This is a genomic window from Amycolatopsis sp. NPDC028719 (genome assembly GCF_055565395.1).
In genome coordinates this window covers 792,017-808,210 of record NZ_JBVHUL010000004.1, presented here as the reverse complement: position 1 = coordinate 808,210, position 16,194 = coordinate 792,017, and the positions used below count along the sequence as shown (strand labels likewise).

Genomic DNA, 16,194 nt, shown 5'->3' with positions numbered 1-16,194 from the left:
GTCGGTTGAGCGGGTTGTCGATTGTTGACAATATCCATAGCATGGCTCTCGGGACAACACGTGAGGAGCAGTCGGGATGAGCGCGAGCACCGAGTCCGGCGTCGTCGAGGCGGTCGGCAAGGAACTGTTCATCGGCGGCAAGTGGGTCGCCGCCGAGTCGGGGAAGACGTTCCCGGTGGTGGACCCGGCCACCGGCAAGGAGCTGTGCCAGGTCGCCGACGCCTCGCCGGCGGACGGCGTCGCCGCACTGGACGCCGCCGTCGCCGCGCAGGCGGACTTCGCGAAGATGGCGCCGCGCGAACGCGGCGAGATCCTGCGCCGGGCCTACGAGCTGCTGATGAAGCGCCAGGACGAGCTCGCCCTGCTCATGACCCTGGAGATGGGCAAGCCACTCGCCGAGTCGAAGGGTGAGATCGCCTACGCCGCCGAGTTCTTCCGCTGGTTCGCCGAGGAGGCCGTCCGGATCGACGGCGGCTTCGCGACCGCACCGAACGGCGCGGGCCGGTTCCTCATCACCAAGCAGCCGGTCGGCCCGACGCTGCTGATCACGCCGTGGAACTTCCCCATGGCGATGGGCACGCGCAAGATCGGCCCGGCCATCGCCGCGGGCTGCACGTCGGTGATCAAGCCGGCCGCGCAGACGCCGCTGTCGATGCTCGCGCTGGCCGGCATCCTCGCCGAGGCCGGGCTGCCCGAAGGCGTGCTCAACGTCATCACGACCAGCGACTCCGGCGGCGTGATGGAGCCGCTGATCCGCGACGGCCGGGCCCGCAAGCTCTCCTTCACCGGTTCCACCGGCGTCGGCCGGAAGCTGCTGGAGCAGTGCGCCGACAAGATCCTCCGCACGTCGATGGAGCTGGGCGGCAACGCGCCGTTCCTGGTGTTCGACGACGCCGACATGGACGCGGCGATCGAAGGCGCGATGCAGGCGAAGATGCGCAACATCGGCGAAGCGTGCACCGCGGCGAACCGGTTCTACGTGCAGCGCGGTGTCGTCGAGGAGTTCTCGCGGCGGCTGACCGAGCGGATGCAGGCGCTGCCGATGGGCCGCGGCACAGAGAAGGACGTCGTGGTCGGCCCGTTGATCGACGACAAGGCCGTCGACAAGGTGACGGAGCTGGTCAAGGACGCCACCGATCGCGGCGCCCGGGTGCTCACCGGCGGCTCCGGCGTCGACGGGCCGGGCCACTTCTACCAGGCCACCGTGCTCACCGACGTCCCGCAGGAGGCGCGCCTGACGCACGAGGAGATCTTCGGGCCGGTCGCCCCGATCACGCCGTTCGACACCGAAGAAGAAGCGGTCGCGAGGGCCAACGACACGGAGTTCGGCCTCGTTTCCTACGTCTTCACCAGCGACCTCAAGCGGGCACTGCGCGTCTCCGAAGCTCTGGAAGCCGGGATGATCGGGCTCAACCAGGGCATCGTGTCGAACCCGGCGGCGCCGTTCGGCGGGATCAAGCAGTCCGGCCTCGGTCGCGAGGGCGGTTCCGTCGGCATCGACGAGTTCCTCGAGACCAAGTACATCGCGGTGGCCCTGTGACGGCCTACTGCATCGCGAGCATCCCCGGCGACGGGATCGGCGTGGACGTCACGGTCGAGGCCCGCAAGGTCCTCGACCGGGCTTCTTCGCGGTTCGGCTTCTCGCTGGAGTGGACGGAGTTCGACTGGAGCTGCGAGCGCTACGCGAAGGCCGGGGCGATGATGCCGGACGACGGCGTCGCGCAGCTCTCGGCGTTCGACGGGATCCTGCTCGGTGCGGTCGGCTTCCCCGGCGTCCCGGACCACGTTTCGTTGTGGGGCTTGCTGATCCCGCTGCGGCGCGCGTTCCAGCAGTACGTCAACCTGCGCCCGGTGCGGCTCCTGCCGGGCACGACGTCCGTGCTGGCCGGGCGGAAGGCCGAGGAGCTGGAGCTGGTCATCGTCCGGGAGAACTCCGAAGGCGAATATTCCGCGATCGGCGGCCGGCACAACGCCGGGCGGCCGGACGAGTTCGTGCTGCAGGAGTCGGTCTTCACCCGCGTCGGCGTTTCGCGGATCATCCGGTACGCGTTCGAGCTGGCGCGGACGCGGTCTTCGCGCGTGTGCTCGGCGACGAAGTCCAACGGGCTGATCCACTCGATGCCCTTCTGGGACGAGATCTTCGCCGAGATCGCCGCCGAGTACCCCGACGTCCACAGTGAACAGATGCACGTGGACGCGTTGGCGGCGCGCATGGTCCAGGCACCGGACCGCCTCGACGTCATCGTGGGGTCGAACCTCTTCGGCGACATCCTGAGCGACCTCGCGGCCGCGATCACCGGCGGTCTCGGCATGGCACCGTCCGGCAACATCAACCCATCGGGTGAACATCCGTCGATGTTCGAGGCGGTTCACGGGAGCGCTCCGGACATCGCCGGGCAGGGGATCGCGAACCCCGTAGCGCAGATCCTGGCGGCCGCGATGCTGGTCGAACACCTGGGTGAAACCGTTGCCGCGCAAGCGATCCGCGCCGCGGTGGACCGCGTGCTCGACGAGGGCCGGGTGCGAACTCCGGACCTCGGCGGCACGGATACCACAGAACGGCTCGGCACGGCGGTGGCCGAAGTGCTGGGCTGAGTTTTTGTCGGTGCCCTCCGGCACGGTGGTCACAAGTCCACCGAGGGGGAGGAGTCACCGATGTGCTTCGAATGTGAGAACCCGGACAGATCCGGTTACCTGGAACGGCTTCGCGAAGGCGTGGCCGACCGGGGCTGGCTCGTACAGGGAGTCGAGGGCAGCGGGTCGTACCCGCCGTGGGCCTACACGGTGGGCCTGAGCGGGTACGGCCTGCCCGAGCTGGTCGTGACGGGCCTGCCGCTGCTGGAGGCCGCGGAGCTGCTGAACGACCTGGCCGCACACTCGCTGCACGGGTCGCCACCCACACCGGGCGAGCGCGTCCCCTTGCGGGGCGGCCCGGTGATCGAAGCGGTCCGGCTGGCGGAGCCGTCGGTGCACCTGTTGTTCGCGGTGGCGTTGTACGGCCCGGAAATCCGTGCGCTGCAACTGGTCCACGCGGACTCGCAGGGCCGCTTCCCGTGGTCGCCGGACTACCGGGACGGCCGTGGCGGCCAGCCGGTGCTGGGGGTGCGTGATGGCGCTTAACTGCGGGTGCTCACCGCCGGCCAACTGCTTCCCGGTCCCCGTGCGGGCCGTCCATGTGCGCCTGCCGGATCCCCCGGAACCCGAGCCGGTCGTCCGGGTGCACGCTCCGCCCCGGAGGAAGGTACACGCGCCGGTTTACCGATCGCGCGCGTCGGGCTTCAGGCCCCGGCTGCCGGCGTTCCGCTCACGCGTTGCCCGGCACCGGCGGGGCGTGCCCGTCGATGAGGCTCGTCCCCGGCGCGAGGCGCTGCACCGCGTCCTCCATGTGCGAGTCGAGCAGGGCCAGCGCCGTCTCCTCGTCGCCGTCGCGAAGGGCCTGAATGAGTTTCGTGTGCTCCTCGACGCGTTCCTCGACCCGTTGATAGGTGCTTTGCAGCGCGGTCAGGCACATCCGCGTCTCGATGAGCAGGGTCCGGGCCATCCGGACGAGCCGTTTGCTGCCGGAGGCGTTGATGAGGGCCTCGTGGAACCTGAGGTCCGCGGTGGAGAGCGCGCTCGGGTCGTCTTCGCTCGCGGCCGTCGCCATTTCCGCGACGGTCTGCGCGAGCACGTCGGCGATCCGCTCGCGTTCCCCGCCGCGCACGGCGCGGATCATCGCGGCGCGTTCGATCGCCGAGCGAGCTGCGTAGATGTCGTAGACGTCGCCGGGCTCGAGATCGATCACGAACAGCCCGCGGTGCCGTTCGCTGCGCAGGAGCCCTTCGGAGACCAGATGCTGCATGGCTTCCCGGAGCGGCCCCCGTGACACCTGGAACCGTGAGGCCAGCTCCGTCTCGCCGAGCTGGGTGCCCGGCGGGAGGGCGCCGGTCATGATCGCGTCACGCAGCTGACGCGCGATCACCGCGGCCGTCGACTCGCGGCTGACCGGTTCGATCTCGGGCAGCATGCCCGGCGGCAGGGCCATGTCAGGCATCCCCCTCCGGCAGTTGCCGGAACAGCGCGCCGAGGGAGCGGACGAGCCGGTGCCGCCCGGTCAGGCGCAGGCCTTCCCAGACGGTCACCTGGTTGGCGGTCAGCACGGGCTTCTTCAGCGCGGCTTCGACGATATTGATCTCCTGGAGCGTCCGCATCGCGGTGTCCGGCACCAGCACCGCGTCGGCGTCCGGGTGGTCGTGGCGCACGGCGAGCTCGACGACGGCTTCCGACGTCATCGCGCCGACCTCGGCGGCCGTGACGATGTCGGCGCTGGCCATCGCGACCACCTCGATGCCGCCGGCCTTGAGGAAGTCCACGAACAGCTGGGCGATGTCGTCCGGGTAGCTGGCGGCGACGGCGACCCGCTTGACGCCCAGGGCACGCGCGGCGTGCACGAACGCGAAGGAGGTGCTGGAGGCCGGGACCCCGGCGACGGCGGCGAGGCGGTCGGCCTGGTCGCGGGCACCGTCCCAGCCGTAGACGAAGCTGCCGCTGGTGCACGCCCAGATGACCGCGTCCGGCTCGTGCTTCCGGAGCAGGGTGGCGCCGTCGGCGAGGCGGGTCTCGCTGCCGAGGTCCAGCAGTTCGGCGACCGCGTGCTTGTCGGTGCCGTAGATGTGCTCGACCGCGAGGCGGATGTCGCCCTCGTCGGCGGCCGCGCCACCGAGCAGCTGCTCGGCCAGCGGGTAGTCGTCTTCGGCCGCGTGGTCGGGGTAGATGAAGCCGATGGTAGTCACGAAACCTCCGGGGGGACGCAAATTGTCGACAATCCTAGAGGGCTGGTCAAGGAATACCTTTCACGACACGTCATGAAGCCACTTCCCGGGGCCGACGATGGGCAGGTTCATCCGGCGCAGGCACGCCCACATGGTCAGCTGGTTGGCGGTGAGCACCGGCTTGCCGAGCGCGGCTTCCAGGGGCTCGATCAGGTCGTAGGTGGGGAGGTTCGTGCAGCTGACGAAGATCGCTTCGGCTTCACCGTGGTCGGCGGCGAGGATGCGTTCGGCGATGGTGCGGTAGCTGACCTTCCAGATGCCGCCGCCCAGCCCGAGGTGGTCGCTGGCGACAGTCTCGACGTTCAGTTCGCCGAGGAAGTCGTGCAGGGCGCCGGTGAGGTCGGCGTCGTAGGGCGTCAGCACCGCGACGCGGTGCAGGTCGAGCTGGTGCAGCACTTCGGCGAGCGCGCCCGAGGTGGTGACGGCGTCCGGTGCGCCAGCGTCGCAGATCGCCTTGGTCAGCGAGCGTTCGTAGTCGACGCCGTTGACGAAGCTGCCCGAGGTGCAGAGGTAGGCGACGACCTCGGGCTCGACGTGCAGCACGTCACGGGTCGCGCTGGCCAGGTGGTGGCTGTCGCTGACGAGGCGGGCCATCTCCATGCTGACCGGCACCGGCTCGTACGGCGTCCGGGCGAGGTGGAGGGACACCTCCATGGGCACCCAGCGCCAGAGCTCGCGCTCCAGCGCGAGGTCGAACGGCGCGATGACGCCGATGCCGCGTTGCGCCAGCGGGCCGTCGAACGCCAGGAAGTCGAAATCCAAGGCTCAGCCTCCGGAATACGTCTGAACTCGATGACAGTCCGGTGCTCCGGGGGTCGTTCCTCGGATTGTTGACAATCATACGAGCGACTTTTACCGTGTCAACGTGATCGCCTCGGAAACCCAGGAAGCCCCGGTCCTGGCGGTGCTCTGTGGCGAGTCCCGCCCACCGGACATGCGTGCTGTCGAATCCGGGGCCGTTGTGCGTTACACGGACGCGGCGGGCCTGTCCGATGCGCTGTCCGGAGCCGATGCGCTCTTCGTCTATGACTTCCTCTCCACTGCGGTGCCAGGAGCCTGGCACGCCGCGGATCGCCTGCGCTGGCTGCACATCGCGAGCGCGGGTGTCGACCCGGTGCTGTTCCCGGGGCTGGTGGAGAGCGACGTCGTCCTGACCAACTCGCGGGGTGTCTTCGACGACGCCATCGCGGAGTACGTGCTCGGCGTCGTCCTCGCTTTCGCGAAGGACTTCGCGCGGTCGCACGACCTGCAGCGCGAGGGCCGCTGGCTGCACCGCGAGAGCGAGCGGATCGCCGGGCGCGAGGTGGTGGTCGTCGGCACCGGGCCGATCGGCCGGGCCATCGCGCGGCTGCTGCGCGCGGCTGGGATGCGGGTGAGCGGTGCCGGCCGCCGGGAGCGCACGGGCGACCCGGACTTCGGGGTCGTGCACCAGTCTTCGCAGCTCGACGCGTTCCTGCCGCACGCCGACTACGTCGTCGCCGTCGCGCCGTTGACCGAGCACACCAAGGGGATGTTCGACGCGCGCGCGTTCGCCGCGATGAAGCCGTCGGCGCGGTTCGTCAACGTCGGCCGGGGTGAGCTGGTGGTCACCTCCGACCTGGTCGCCGCGCTGGAGGACAAAACCATCGCCGGCGCCGCACTCGACGTGTTCGACACCGAGCCGCTACCGCCCGACAGCTCGCTCTGGACGATGCCGGACGTGCTGGTCTCGCCGCACATGTCCGGGGACTTCATCGGCTGGCGGAACACGCTCGTCGAGGTGTTCACCGAGAACTTCCGCCGCTGGCAGGCTGGGGAGCCGCTGCGCAATGTCGTCGACAAGACGCTCGGCTACGTGCCGTCGGGGAACCAGGGAGCCGGATGAACGACAGGATGCTGACCGCCAGCGAGCTCGTCGCCGCCTACGCGACCGGTGAGCTCTCACCGGTCGAGGCGACGCAGAACGCGCTGCAGGCCATCGAAGACCGCGACGGCGAGTGCAACGCGTACTGCCTCGTCGACGCCGTCGGGGCGCTGGAACAGGCCAAGGCGTCGGAGGTCCGGTGGCGGGACGGCAACCCGATCGGGTGGCTCGACGGCGTGCCGTCCTCGATCAAGGACATGTTCCTGACGCAGGGCTGGCCGACCGTGCGGGGCTCGAAGAGCATCGACCCGGACCAGCCGTGGGACGTCGACAGCCCGGTCGCCGCGCGGATGCGCGAGGCCGGCCTGGTGGTGCTGGGCAAGACCACCACGCCCGAGATCGCGTGGAAGGGCGTCACCGACAGCCCGCTGCAGGGCATCACGCGCAACCCGGCCGACCCGTCCAAGACGGCGGGCGGGTCGAGCGGCGGCAGCGCCGCGGCCGTCGCGGCGGGGATGGGCGAACTGTCCGTCGGCACCGACGGCGGCGGCTCGGTGCGGATCCCGGCGTCGTTCTGCGGGATCGTCGGGCTCAAGCCGACCCACGGCCGGATCCCGCTCTACCCGGCGAGCCCGTTCGGCCCGCTGTCGCACGCCGGCCCGATGGCGCGGTCGGTGGACGACACCGCGCTGCTGCTGGACGTCCTGTCGCTGCCCGACCACCGCGACCCGGCCGCGCTCGCGCCGCCGGTGGCGTCGTTCCGCGAGGCCGTCCGCCGGGACGTCCGCGGCCTGATCGCCGCGTACTCGCCGACGCTCGGGTACGTCGACGTCGACCCGGAGATCGCCGCGATCGTCGCGGCGGCGGTGCGCGCGCTCGGCGACGCGGGGCTGCACATCGAGGAGACCGACCCGGGGTTCGCCGATCCGAAGCAGGCGTTCGACATCCTGTGGTCGTCGGGGGCGGCGAAGCTGCTCGACTCGTTCCCGCCGGGTTCGGCGGACCGGACCGACCCGGGCCTGCGCAAGGTCTGGGAGCTCGGCAAGACGTGGTCGGCGAGCGACTACCTCGACGCGACCGCCGAGCGGGCCGCGCTCGGCATCCTCATGGGCGAGTTCCACACGCGCTACGACGTGCTGATCACCCCGACCGTCCCGATCGCCGCGTTCGAAGCCGGACACGATGTGCCGCCGGGCAGCGGGCTCAGCGAGTGGCCGGAGTGGACGCCGTTCACCTACCCGTTCAACATGACGCAGCAGCCGGCGATCAGTGTCCCGGCCGGCCGGACGTCGGCGGGGCTGCCGGTGGGCCTGCAGATCGTCGGGCCGCGGCACTCGGACGATCTCGTGCTGGCGGTGGCGAAGCTCTTGGAGGAAGTGCGGCCCTGGGCGCCGGCCTGACACGTGAGGGTGAACCCCGGGCCGCGCGGGAAAAGCTGTGCCACTGTCGGCCGGGTGAACGCTGAACGCTGGCGGTACGAGCGCGCCATTCCGACCGTGGACGTCGCCGGAGTGCCGACCCAGGTGGTGGTGGGCCTGGTCGAGCGGGGTGACCGCCTGACCGCGGCACTCCGGGTGGACGGCGGGAAGGCGGTCCTGGTGCCCCTGGAAACGGGCGGCGAGCTGCTGAAGGCGTTGCGGGAGACTCTGGAGAGCTGGTGGCGCCTCGACGGGCACCGCGACCTGACTCCGGAACCGAGAGCCGGCCGCTGACCGGAGCAAGGGGATCCGCCCGAGCCTGCTGAACCTCATCCCGGCGTGCCCGGGCTGACCGGCGCGCGGCGGACCAGCCCGCGCACCTGCGGATTGAGGAGCACGACCGCCGTCGCGCCGACGACGAGGGCGGCGCCGCCCAAGAGCGTCGCCGAACGGCCGGCGTGCTCGGCCAGCGGCCCGGCGGCGATCTGGCCGAGCGGCATCGCGACGAACGAGCCGAGCATGTCGTAGGAGTAGACGCGGGCGAGCTTCTCGGGCGGCACGTTCTCCTGCAGCGAGACGTCCCACGCGACCCCGAACTGCTCGATCGCGAAGCCCGAGAGGAACATCGCGAACAGCAGCGGCAGCAGATAGGGCGTCTCGCCGAGCGCCAGCATCGGCAGGGCGTCGACGGTCACGAGCGCGACGCCGAACAGCAGCATCCGCCGTGGCTGCCATCGCGCGGCGAAGACGCCGCCGAGCAGCGCGCCGGCGGTCTGCACCGCGAGCGCGAGCCCCCAGCCGGTGCGGCCGAAGGTGTCGTCGGCGACCAACGGGCCGATCACCAGCAGCGCGCCCGCGTTCACCGCGTTGACGATCATGAACTGCAGCACCACCAGCCACACCCACGAGCGGGCGCGGAACTCGCGCCAGCCTTCCGCGAGCTCGCTGAGAGGACGGCTGCCCGGGATTCGCTCACCGCGCGGAAGGCGGATCCGGCGGTAGGACAGCGCGGCGGCGAGGAACAGGACGGCGTTCCCGGCGAGCGCCCACCCGGAGCCGGCGAACGCGACGAGCACCCCGGCGATTCCGGCGCCGGCGATGCGGCCGACGTTGGACAGCAGCCGGACCAGGGCGTTCGCCTGGGCGAGCAGCGGCGCAGGCACCGTCAACGGCGTGAGTGACGCGGCCGCGGGCAGCGAGATGGCCGAGACGGCGCCGTTGACCAGGCTGAGCCCCACCAGCAGCGGGACGGAGGCGAATCCGCAGAGCACGCTCGCGGCGATGGCGGCCTGGGTGAGCGCGGCGGCGGTCTCGGTGCCCTGCAGGATCACCGACCGCGGCAGCCGGTCGGCCAGCATCCCGCCGAAGAGCACGAGCAGCACGTTGGCGATCGACCGCGCCCCGACGACGATCCCGAGGTCCACGGCCGACCCGGTCAGGTCAACGACGGCGAAGGCCAGCGCGAAGGGCGCGACGGCGTTGCCGAAGTCGGCGAAGGTCCGCCCGGTGACAAGGGCGCGAAAGCGACGCTCGCGAAGCGGGGCGAGCGGCGGGGAGGTCATGGGAGCGACTCCGGCTAGGTAGGTGCGTTGGGACGCGGATTCAGGGGCGTGGCGACCGTGGCCGGCTGCGGTGGTCGGCTCGGGCTGGACCGGCGCGACCGAGGTGGGTTGCTGTGGGCGGCTCAGACTGCGCTGGTGCGACCGTGGCCGGCTGCGGTGAGCGGCTCCGGTTGGACCGGCGCGACCGAGGTGGGCTGCTGTGGGCGGCTCAGACTGCACCGGTGCGACCGAGGCCGGCCGCTGTGAACGGCTCAGGCTGGACCGGCGCGACCAAGACGCTCACGGAGATGCGGTCCGGCTGTCTTCCGCGAGCTCGAACAGCGCCACACTCGCGCTGACCCGGACCGTCCCCGGCGACCGCGGTGGCTGGGCCGCGGCGTGGAGTTCCTGGCTCAGCTCCGATGCCCGCTCGAGCAGGCGCGCCCAGATCGCGGGGTCCACCCACAGCTCCGCGTCCGTCAACGACGCTCGCCGGCCGGGGGCCCGGGACCCGGCCCGCCGCAGCAACTCGCCCGCGACCGCCTTCGCCAGCAACTGCTCCTCCGCCGGGTCGCGCGTCGTCAAGCGGCGGCCCGACTCCGGGTCGTGGCGATACCGCTTCGCGCGGCCGCCGCGGATGGTGATCTCCTCCGCCACGTCCAGCAGGCCCGCCTCGTGCAGGCGGCGCAGGTGGTAGCTGATGTTCGCCTGCGTTCCGCCCAGCTCGCGCGCCGCCTCGGCCGCGCTCATCGCCGCTCCCGTCAGGAGCGACAGGATCCGCATGCGGAGCGGGTGCGCCAGTACACGCAGGTTGTCGTGGGGCATGGCGCCAGCCTGCCACGACCGTCAAAGAGTTATTTGGGGGTCTCAGTGGCGCGGAGGAAACGCCTAGAGCGAGAACGTGGCGCCATCCGCTGGGAGCAGTGCGCCGGCGGACCGCACGGCCGCGTGCTCTTCCGAGGCCGGGTCCAGGACCGGGTTCGTGTTGTTAACGTGCGTGAACGCCCAGCGTCCGGGCCTCCCGGCGATCCGGGCCAGGCTCGCGGTGATCGGCAGGTGCCCCATCGCGAGCTGGTCCGGGCCGCCGACGCCGGCCATCTCGTCCGGTGCGTAGAAGGTGCCGTCCAGCAGGACCAGCGAAGCGCCCTCCACGAACGAGTCGAATCCGTCGGGCCAGCTCTTCAGGCACGGTGCGTACACCAGCACGCCGCCGGTCAGCAGGTCCGAGATGCGGTAGGCGACGACCCGCGGACCCGCCCCGCCGGAGGAGACGTACTTCGGTTTCTTGTCGCTCACCGGCAGCACGTCGACCCGCAGTCCGGGCAGGTCCACGAGAGACGTCCAGCCGCCGTAGCCGTCGATGATCGCGCGCACCGGCGACAGCGCGTCCAGCACCGCGTCCGGCGCGAACACCGGGAGCCCGCCGGCCTCACGCAGCATCAGCAGGCCCAGCGTGTGGTCGAGTTCGGCGTCGGTCAGCAGCACTCCGCGCAACGGGATCTCACGCGGGCCCGGCCCCGCTCGCAGGGCCGGCGTCGAAAGGATCTGGGCCCGGATGTCCGGCGAACAGTTGAGCAGGTACCAGCCGGCGCCGTCCGAGCTGATCGCGACGCAGTCCTGGGTGCGCGGAGGCAGCCCGGCCGTGCACAGGCGGCACGCGCAGTTCCACTGTGGACATCCGCCGCCGGCCGCGGTGCCGAGCAGGATCACCTTCACCGGCGCATGACCAGGTCGGATTCCGGCGGCCGGGTCAAGACGAGATCCACGACCTCTCGCTGTGGCGACCGCGAGCACACCGGATCGGTCGCCGCGGCGTCGCCGGTGAGCAGGAACGCCTGGCAGCGGCAGCCGCCGAAGTCGACACCGCGACGGTCGCACGTCCGGCACGGCTCGCTCATCCAGTCCTCGCCGCGGTAGGCGTTGAACGACGAGGACTGGTACCAGATCTCGGCGAGCGGTGTGTCGCGGACGTTGGACAGCGAAAGCGTCGAAATCGCCGACGCCGCCGGACACGGCAGCACGGTTCCGTCCGGTGCCACGGTCAGCTGCCGCGCGCCCCACCCGTACATGCACGGCTTCGGATACGGCTCGTGGTAGTCGGCGACGACGTAGACGATTTCCATCGTGTCGCGCAATCGCGAGACGGCCGCGCGCACCACCGGCTCGGCGGCGGCGAGCTGCGAAGGAGTCGGCATCAGAGCTTCGCGGTTGCGCAGCGCCCAGCCGTAGTACTGGGTGTTCGCCAGCTCCAGCCGGTCCGCGCCCATCCGCTCGGCCAGCTCGATGATGCCGGCCAGCTGGTCGTGGTTGCGCCGGTGCAGCACCACGTTCAAGGACAGCGGCAGCCCGGACGCCTTCACCAGCGCGGCCGCGGCGAGCTTGTGGTCGAACGCCCGCGCACCGGCCAGTAGATCGGACCGCTCCCGTGTCGCGCCCTGCGCCGACAGCTGGACGTGCGCGAGTCCGCGCGACACCAGATCGTCGAGCCGCGCGGACGTCAGGCCGAGTCCGGACGTGACGAGGTTGACGTAGCACCCGAGCGAACTCGCGTGCGCGACCAAGACCGGCAAGTCGGCCCGGGCCAGCGGTTCGCCACCGGACAGGTGCACCTGCAGCACGCCCAGCTCACGCGCTTGCGAGAGCACCGAAACCCAGTCCGCAGTGGACAGTTCGGCGTCGCGCGAGACGAGTGAAACCGGGTTCGAGCAATAAGGACAGTGCAGTGGGCAGCGGTGGGTCAGCTCCGCCAGCAGGCCGAGCGGCGGGGTCACGTCCATGCGACGACCCGCCGTTCGCCGAGCCGCGCCAGCACGTCGAGGACGTCCTGCTCCCGGACGCCGGTGAAGCGCCGTCCGAGCATCGCGGTGATGGCGGTGACGGTCCGCGCGCCGTCGCAGAGTTCGAGCACCGCGGCCGCGGTGGCGTTCGGCACCAGCACGCCTTCGGGGAACAGCAGGACGTGCGTCTCCCGGACGTGGTCGAAGGACAGCCGTACGCCGCGGCGCAACGCGGGAACGGAGCCGGCGGCGATCATGCGCGCTCGATCGCGTCGAGCATGGACCGCAGGACGTCGCACTTGAACGACAGTGCGGCGATCGCGCGGTCCTGCTGCTCGCGCGTGACGCAGTGGCGGACCACGATGTCGAGCGTGTCCTTGCCCTCGCCGGAGACCTGGTCGATGCGGTGGGTGAAGTAATCGAGGTCCGCGCGCGCGATCCACGGGTAGTGCGCGAGCATGTCGGCGACGCGCTGCTGCATCAGGTGCCCGGCGAACATCTCGGTGAGCCCGGAAGCGACGGCTTCCCACCACGGCTTCGTCCGCGCGAAGGTCACGTAGGCGTCTACGGCGAACCGGACGCCGGGAGCGACGTGCCGCTCGTCGAGCACTTCCTCCCGCTCCAGCCCGACCGCCTCGCAAAGCCGCAGCCACCGTTCGATTCCGCCGGTGCCGGCGTGCGGGCCGTCGTGGTAGACGATCCGGTCGAGCCACTGGCGCCGGATCTCCGGCAGCGGGCAGTTGCTGATGATCGCCGCGTCCTTCTGCGGCAACTGACCCTGGTAGTACCAGCGGTTGGCCGCCCAGATCCGCAGCTCCCGCTCGTCGAGCTCGCCCGCGTGCAGCCGGCGGTGGAACGGGTGCGTGCCCCAGTAGCGGTCCGAAAGACCGCGCAGGGCCCCGATGAACGCGCTTTCCGCGAGCGGCTCGACGGGCACCGGTCAGTCCGCCAGGCGGGCCGCGTAGGCGGTCACCTCCATGGGAGTTTCGTACTCGACGAAGTCGGGAGTCGTCCACACCTCAACGGATTCGGCCATTTCCTGCTCCTCTCCGGGAACTGATCGCCGCCACCCTAAGAGCGGGCGAAGGCGGCTGACCAGCCAGTTCGGAAAGATTCCTTCCGACGGGGGAGCGGGCGTGCCGGTGAGCGGGTTACTTTACCGCAGCTTCGAGTTCCACCAAGGCTGTGTCGAGGTGTGTCAGGATCCGCTGCAGGTGCGGCACGCTGCGGCGGCAGCCGGTGATGCCGAAGTCGAGGTGGTCACCGTTGCTCGTCAGCGTGATGTTCACGGCCTGACCGTCGAGCAGGACCGACGCCGGGTAGATGCCGTCGAGCTGCGCGCCGTTCCAGTACATCTGCTTGCGCGGCCCCGGCACGTTGGAGATGACGAGGTTGAACGGCGGCCGCGTGTTGTTGACGACGCCCGGGATCGGCGAGACGCCGAGCTGCGCGACGTTAACGGCCGATAACAGCAACGTCTGCAACGGCGTCAGCTCCGAGAACAGCCGCTTGCCGTTGCGCATCGACTGGTGGATCGTGACGAGCCGCTTGCCCGCGTCCGGCAGGTCGGTGGCGAGGTTGCACAGCAGCGCGCCGATGTTGTTGCCCGCGGCCTCGCCCGGATCGTTCTGGCGGCGCAGCGACACGGGCACCATCGCGACCAGCGGCGCGTCCGGCAGCGCGCGCTGTTCGATGAGGTAGTCCCGCAACGCGCCCGAGCACATCGCGAGCACGACGTCGTTGCGCGACACCCCGGCGGCCGTCGCCACCTGACGCACGCGGTCGAGCGACCACGACTGCGCCGCGAACCGCCGCGCGCCCCCGATCGGCACGTTGAACATCGTCCGCGGCGCCTGCCCTGGCAGGGTCACCGTGTGCTCGCCGAACGCTTCGCGCGCCACCTTCATCGCGGCCGGCGCCAGCCCGGCGAGCTGGTTGACGGTCTTGCCCGCGCTCTGCAGGAACGATCGCTGGGTCTTGACGCGGCCTTCGCCCGGTTTGCGCCGGCTGCCCCACCACGGCGGGCAATCGAGGTCCGCCGGATCGTCCGACAGCGTGCCCTGCAGCTGCCGCAGCGCCGAGACGCCGTCCATCAGCGCGTGGTGGACCTTGGTGTAGACGGCGAACCGGCCGTCGGCCAGCCCCTCGACGAGGTGCGTCTCCCACAGCGGCCGGTGCCGGTCGAGCAGGGTGCTGTGCCAGCGGGACGTCAGCTCCAGCAGCTCGCGGATGCGGCCCGGCTGCGGCAACGCCGAGTGCCGGAAGTGGTAGTCGAGCTCGAGATCGGTCTCGGCCTTCCACGCCACGTGGCCCATCGTGTTGACCGGCCGGGCCGGGCGGCGCTGGAACACCGACCGCATGTTGTCCGACTCGAGCAGCGAACGGCGGATGTCCCGCAGATAGTCCGGCCCGGCGCCGTCGGGCTTCTTGAACAGCTGCAGACCGCCCACGTGCATCGGATGCTCGCGCGTTTCGACCAGGAGGAACATCGAGTCGGTCACGGGCATCATCGCCATGGGACATCACCTTCCGCGCTCGGCACGCCGACTCTACGCGCTCGGTGGCCGGCGGTGGATCACGTTCTACATTGGCGAGTATGACCGTCCGCGGCGCCGGGGAAACGTCCTTGCCACCGATGGCCGAGTGCGTCGTGATCGGCGGCGGGGTGATCGGGGTGAGCTGCGCGTTCCGCTTGGCGGAAGCCGGTGTCGACGTCCTGCTGCTGGAGCGCGGCGGGCTCGGCGAGGGCTCGACGGCGAAGGCCGCGGGCGGCATCCGGTCGTCGTTCACCAGCCGCGTGAACGTCGAGCTGGGACTGCGCGGGCTCGCGGCGTACAGCGCCTTCGCGCGCGACTTCGGAGCCGAGATCGACTTCCGTCGCGACGGCTACCTCTACCTGCTCGCCGACCCGGCGGACGTGGCTGCAATCGGACATTGCTCGGAGCTGCAGCGCGAGTACGGCATCCGCAGTCACCTGCTGGATCCGGTGGAGGCGAAGGGTGTCCTCCCGCTGCTCGAGACGGACGGGATCATCGCCGCGCTCTGGTCGCCGGACGACGCGAAGGCGACGCCGGCCGCGGTAGTCCAGGGCTACGCGAAGGCGGCCCGCGTACACGGCGCGAAGCTGCGCACCGGCGTCGAGGTCACCGGGATCGAGCGTGACGGCGACACGTTAACCGGCGTTAACACGACCGCGGGGTTCGTGCGGACCGGCGCGGTGGTGTGCGCGGCGGGCGCGTGGTCGGGGCGGATCGGCGAGCTGGCCGGCCTCGACCTCCCGGTACGGCCGTTCCGGCGCCAGGTCGTGTTCACCGGGCCGGTGCCCGGGCTGCCGGACGCGGTGCCGCTGACCATCGAGCTGCCGTCGGCGTTCTACTTCCACCGCGAGGGTCCGGGTTTGGCCATGTCGTTCAGCGAGGACGACGGCTTCCCGGGCTTCGGCACCCGGTACGAACCGGGCGAGTGGCTGCCGCGCCTGGCCGAGCTGGCGGGCCGCCGGATCCCGGCCGTGCTCGACGCCGGGATCCGCGCGGCCTGGGCCGGGCTGTACGAAGTGACGCCCGACCGCAACCAGATCGTGGGGGAAAGCGTCCTGCTGTCGCGGTTCTTCTACGCGACCGGCTTCTCCGGGCACGGGTTCCAGATGGGTCCGGCGACCGGCGAGCTGGTCCGGGACCTCTACCTGGGCCGGCCGACGGCCGTGGACATCGCGGAGCTCGACGTCCGGCGGTTCGAAAACGCCGATACCGCACCGGCCGAGCACAACATCGTCTAGGGGTTGATTGCCAGATCGTTCAACGATCT

The 16,194-nt window shown here is 70.9% G+C and carries 18 protein-coding genes; 7 read left to right on the top strand and 11 right to left on the bottom strand.

Going from position 1 to position 16,194, the window contains the following annotated elements:
* Positions 1-76 precede the first annotated feature (76 nt).
* From ACZ4TR_RS22455 to ACZ4TR_RS22445, 3 genes are read left to right on the top strand one after another with little or no spacing between them, the layout of a single operon-like run.
* Positions 77-1,540, top strand: coding sequence for an NAD-dependent succinate-semialdehyde dehydrogenase (locus ACZ4TR_RS22455; protein ID WP_465288830.1), 1,464 nt, complete (start codon positions 77-79; stop codon positions 1,538-1,540).
* Positions 1,537-2,595 carry a tartrate dehydrogenase gene (locus tag ACZ4TR_RS22450; protein WP_465288829.1) on the top strand — a complete coding sequence of 353 codons (1,059 nt, stop codon included), beginning with the start codon at positions 1,537-1,539 and terminating at the stop codon, positions 2,593-2,595. The genes ACZ4TR_RS22455 and ACZ4TR_RS22450 overlap by 4 nt, the downstream gene beginning before the upstream one ends.
* A gap of 60 nt (positions 2,596-2,655) precedes the next feature.
* Positions 2,656-3,120, top strand: a complete 465-nt coding sequence (locus tag ACZ4TR_RS22445) for a DUF4262 domain-containing protein (RefSeq protein ID WP_465288828.1) — start codon at positions 2,656-2,658, stop codon at positions 3,118-3,120.
* A 184-nt stretch (positions 3,121-3,304) separates the two neighbouring features.
* Here the strand turns inward: ACZ4TR_RS22445 and ACZ4TR_RS22440 are convergent, their stop codons facing one another.
* From ACZ4TR_RS22440 to ACZ4TR_RS22430, 3 genes are read right to left on the bottom strand one after another with little or no spacing between them, the layout of a single operon-like run.
* Positions 3,305-4,024, bottom strand: coding sequence for a GntR family transcriptional regulator (locus tag ACZ4TR_RS22440; protein WP_465288982.1), 720 nt, complete (start codon positions 4,022-4,024; stop codon positions 3,305-3,307).
* A 1-nt stretch (position 4,025) separates the two neighbouring features.
* A complete protein-coding gene (locus tag ACZ4TR_RS22435; RefSeq protein WP_465288827.1) occupies positions 4,026-4,772 on the bottom strand; it encodes a maleate cis-trans isomerase family protein in 747 nt (248 codons plus the stop codon).
* Between the two features lie 60 nt (positions 4,773-4,832).
* Positions 4,833-5,573: a maleate cis-trans isomerase family protein gene (locus tag ACZ4TR_RS22430; protein ID WP_465288826.1), complete on the bottom strand. Its 741-nt coding sequence runs from the start codon at positions 5,571-5,573 to the stop codon at positions 4,833-4,835.
* Between the two features lie 103 nt (positions 5,574-5,676).
* Here ACZ4TR_RS22430 and ACZ4TR_RS22425 point away from each other — a divergent pair, with 103 nt between their 5' ends.
* Genes ACZ4TR_RS22425 through ACZ4TR_RS22415 form a run of 3 tightly spaced genes read left to right on the top strand, consistent with a single transcriptional unit; the run spans position 5,677 to position 8,366 of the window.
* The gene (locus ACZ4TR_RS22425; protein ID WP_465288825.1) at positions 5,677-6,675 is read left to right on the top strand and encodes a D-2-hydroxyacid dehydrogenase; all 999 of its coding nucleotides are present in this window, start codon (positions 5,677-5,679) and stop codon (positions 6,673-6,675) included.
* Positions 6,672-8,054 carry an amidase gene (locus ACZ4TR_RS22420; RefSeq protein ID WP_465288824.1) on the top strand — a complete coding sequence of 461 codons (1,383 nt, stop codon included), beginning with the start codon at positions 6,672-6,674 and terminating at the stop codon, positions 8,052-8,054. The genes ACZ4TR_RS22425 and ACZ4TR_RS22420 overlap by 4 nt, the downstream gene beginning before the upstream one ends.
* Positions 8,055-8,108: 54 nt before the next feature.
* Positions 8,109-8,366: a hypothetical protein gene (locus ACZ4TR_RS22415; RefSeq protein WP_465288823.1), complete on the top strand. Its 258-nt coding sequence runs from the start codon at positions 8,109-8,111 to the stop codon at positions 8,364-8,366.
* A gap of 35 nt (positions 8,367-8,401) precedes the next feature.
* Here ACZ4TR_RS22415 and ACZ4TR_RS22410 read toward each other — a convergent pair whose 3' ends face one another.
* The 8 genes from ACZ4TR_RS22410 to ACZ4TR_RS22375 form a co-directional block, all read right to left on the bottom strand.
* Positions 8,402-9,634 carry an MFS transporter gene (locus tag ACZ4TR_RS22410; RefSeq protein ID WP_465288822.1) on the bottom strand — a complete coding sequence of 411 codons (1,233 nt, stop codon included), beginning with the start codon at positions 9,632-9,634 and terminating at the stop codon, positions 8,402-8,404.
* Between the two features lie 279 nt (positions 9,635-9,913).
* Positions 9,914-10,438, bottom strand: coding sequence for an ArsR/SmtB family transcription factor (locus ACZ4TR_RS22405; RefSeq protein ID WP_465288821.1), 525 nt, complete (start codon positions 10,436-10,438; stop codon positions 9,914-9,916).
* Positions 10,439-10,501: 63 nt separating this feature from the next.
* A complete protein-coding gene (gene pqqB / locus ACZ4TR_RS22400; RefSeq protein ID WP_465288820.1) occupies positions 10,502-11,329 on the bottom strand; it encodes a pyrroloquinoline quinone biosynthesis protein PqqB in 828 nt (275 codons plus the stop codon).
* The gene (gene pqqE / locus ACZ4TR_RS22395) at positions 11,326-12,390 is read right to left on the bottom strand and encodes a pyrroloquinoline quinone biosynthesis protein PqqE (RefSeq protein WP_465288819.1); all 1,065 of its coding nucleotides are present in this window, start codon (positions 12,388-12,390) and stop codon (positions 11,326-11,328) included. The genes pqqB and pqqE overlap by 4 nt, the downstream gene beginning before the upstream one ends.
* Positions 12,381-12,647 carry a pyrroloquinoline quinone biosynthesis peptide chaperone PqqD gene (gene pqqD / locus ACZ4TR_RS22390; RefSeq protein ID WP_465288818.1) on the bottom strand — a complete coding sequence of 89 codons (267 nt, stop codon included), beginning with the start codon at positions 12,645-12,647 and terminating at the stop codon, positions 12,381-12,383. Before pqqD ends, pqqE begins: the two co-directional genes overlap by 10 nt.
* A complete protein-coding gene (gene pqqC, locus ACZ4TR_RS22385; protein WP_465288817.1) occupies positions 12,644-13,327 on the bottom strand; it encodes a pyrroloquinoline-quinone synthase PqqC in 684 nt (227 codons plus the stop codon). Before pqqC ends, pqqD begins: the two co-directional genes overlap by 4 nt.
* A 3-nt stretch (positions 13,328-13,330) precedes the next feature.
* Positions 13,331-13,426, bottom strand: a complete 96-nt coding sequence (pqqA, locus tag ACZ4TR_RS22380) for a pyrroloquinoline quinone precursor peptide PqqA (protein WP_465288816.1) — start codon at positions 13,424-13,426, stop codon at positions 13,331-13,333.
* 115 nt (positions 13,427-13,541) lie between these two features.
* Positions 13,542-14,906: a WS/DGAT/MGAT family O-acyltransferase gene (locus ACZ4TR_RS22375; protein ID WP_364519365.1), complete on the bottom strand. Its 1,365-nt coding sequence runs from the start codon at positions 14,904-14,906 to the stop codon at positions 13,542-13,544.
* 80 nt (positions 14,907-14,986) lie between these two features.
* Here ACZ4TR_RS22375 and ACZ4TR_RS22370 point away from each other — a divergent pair, with 80 nt between their 5' ends.
* Positions 14,987-16,165: an NAD(P)/FAD-dependent oxidoreductase gene (locus ACZ4TR_RS22370; RefSeq protein WP_465288815.1), complete on the top strand. Its 1,179-nt coding sequence runs from the start codon at positions 14,987-14,989 to the stop codon at positions 16,163-16,165.
* Positions 16,166-16,194 lie beyond the last annotated feature (29 nt).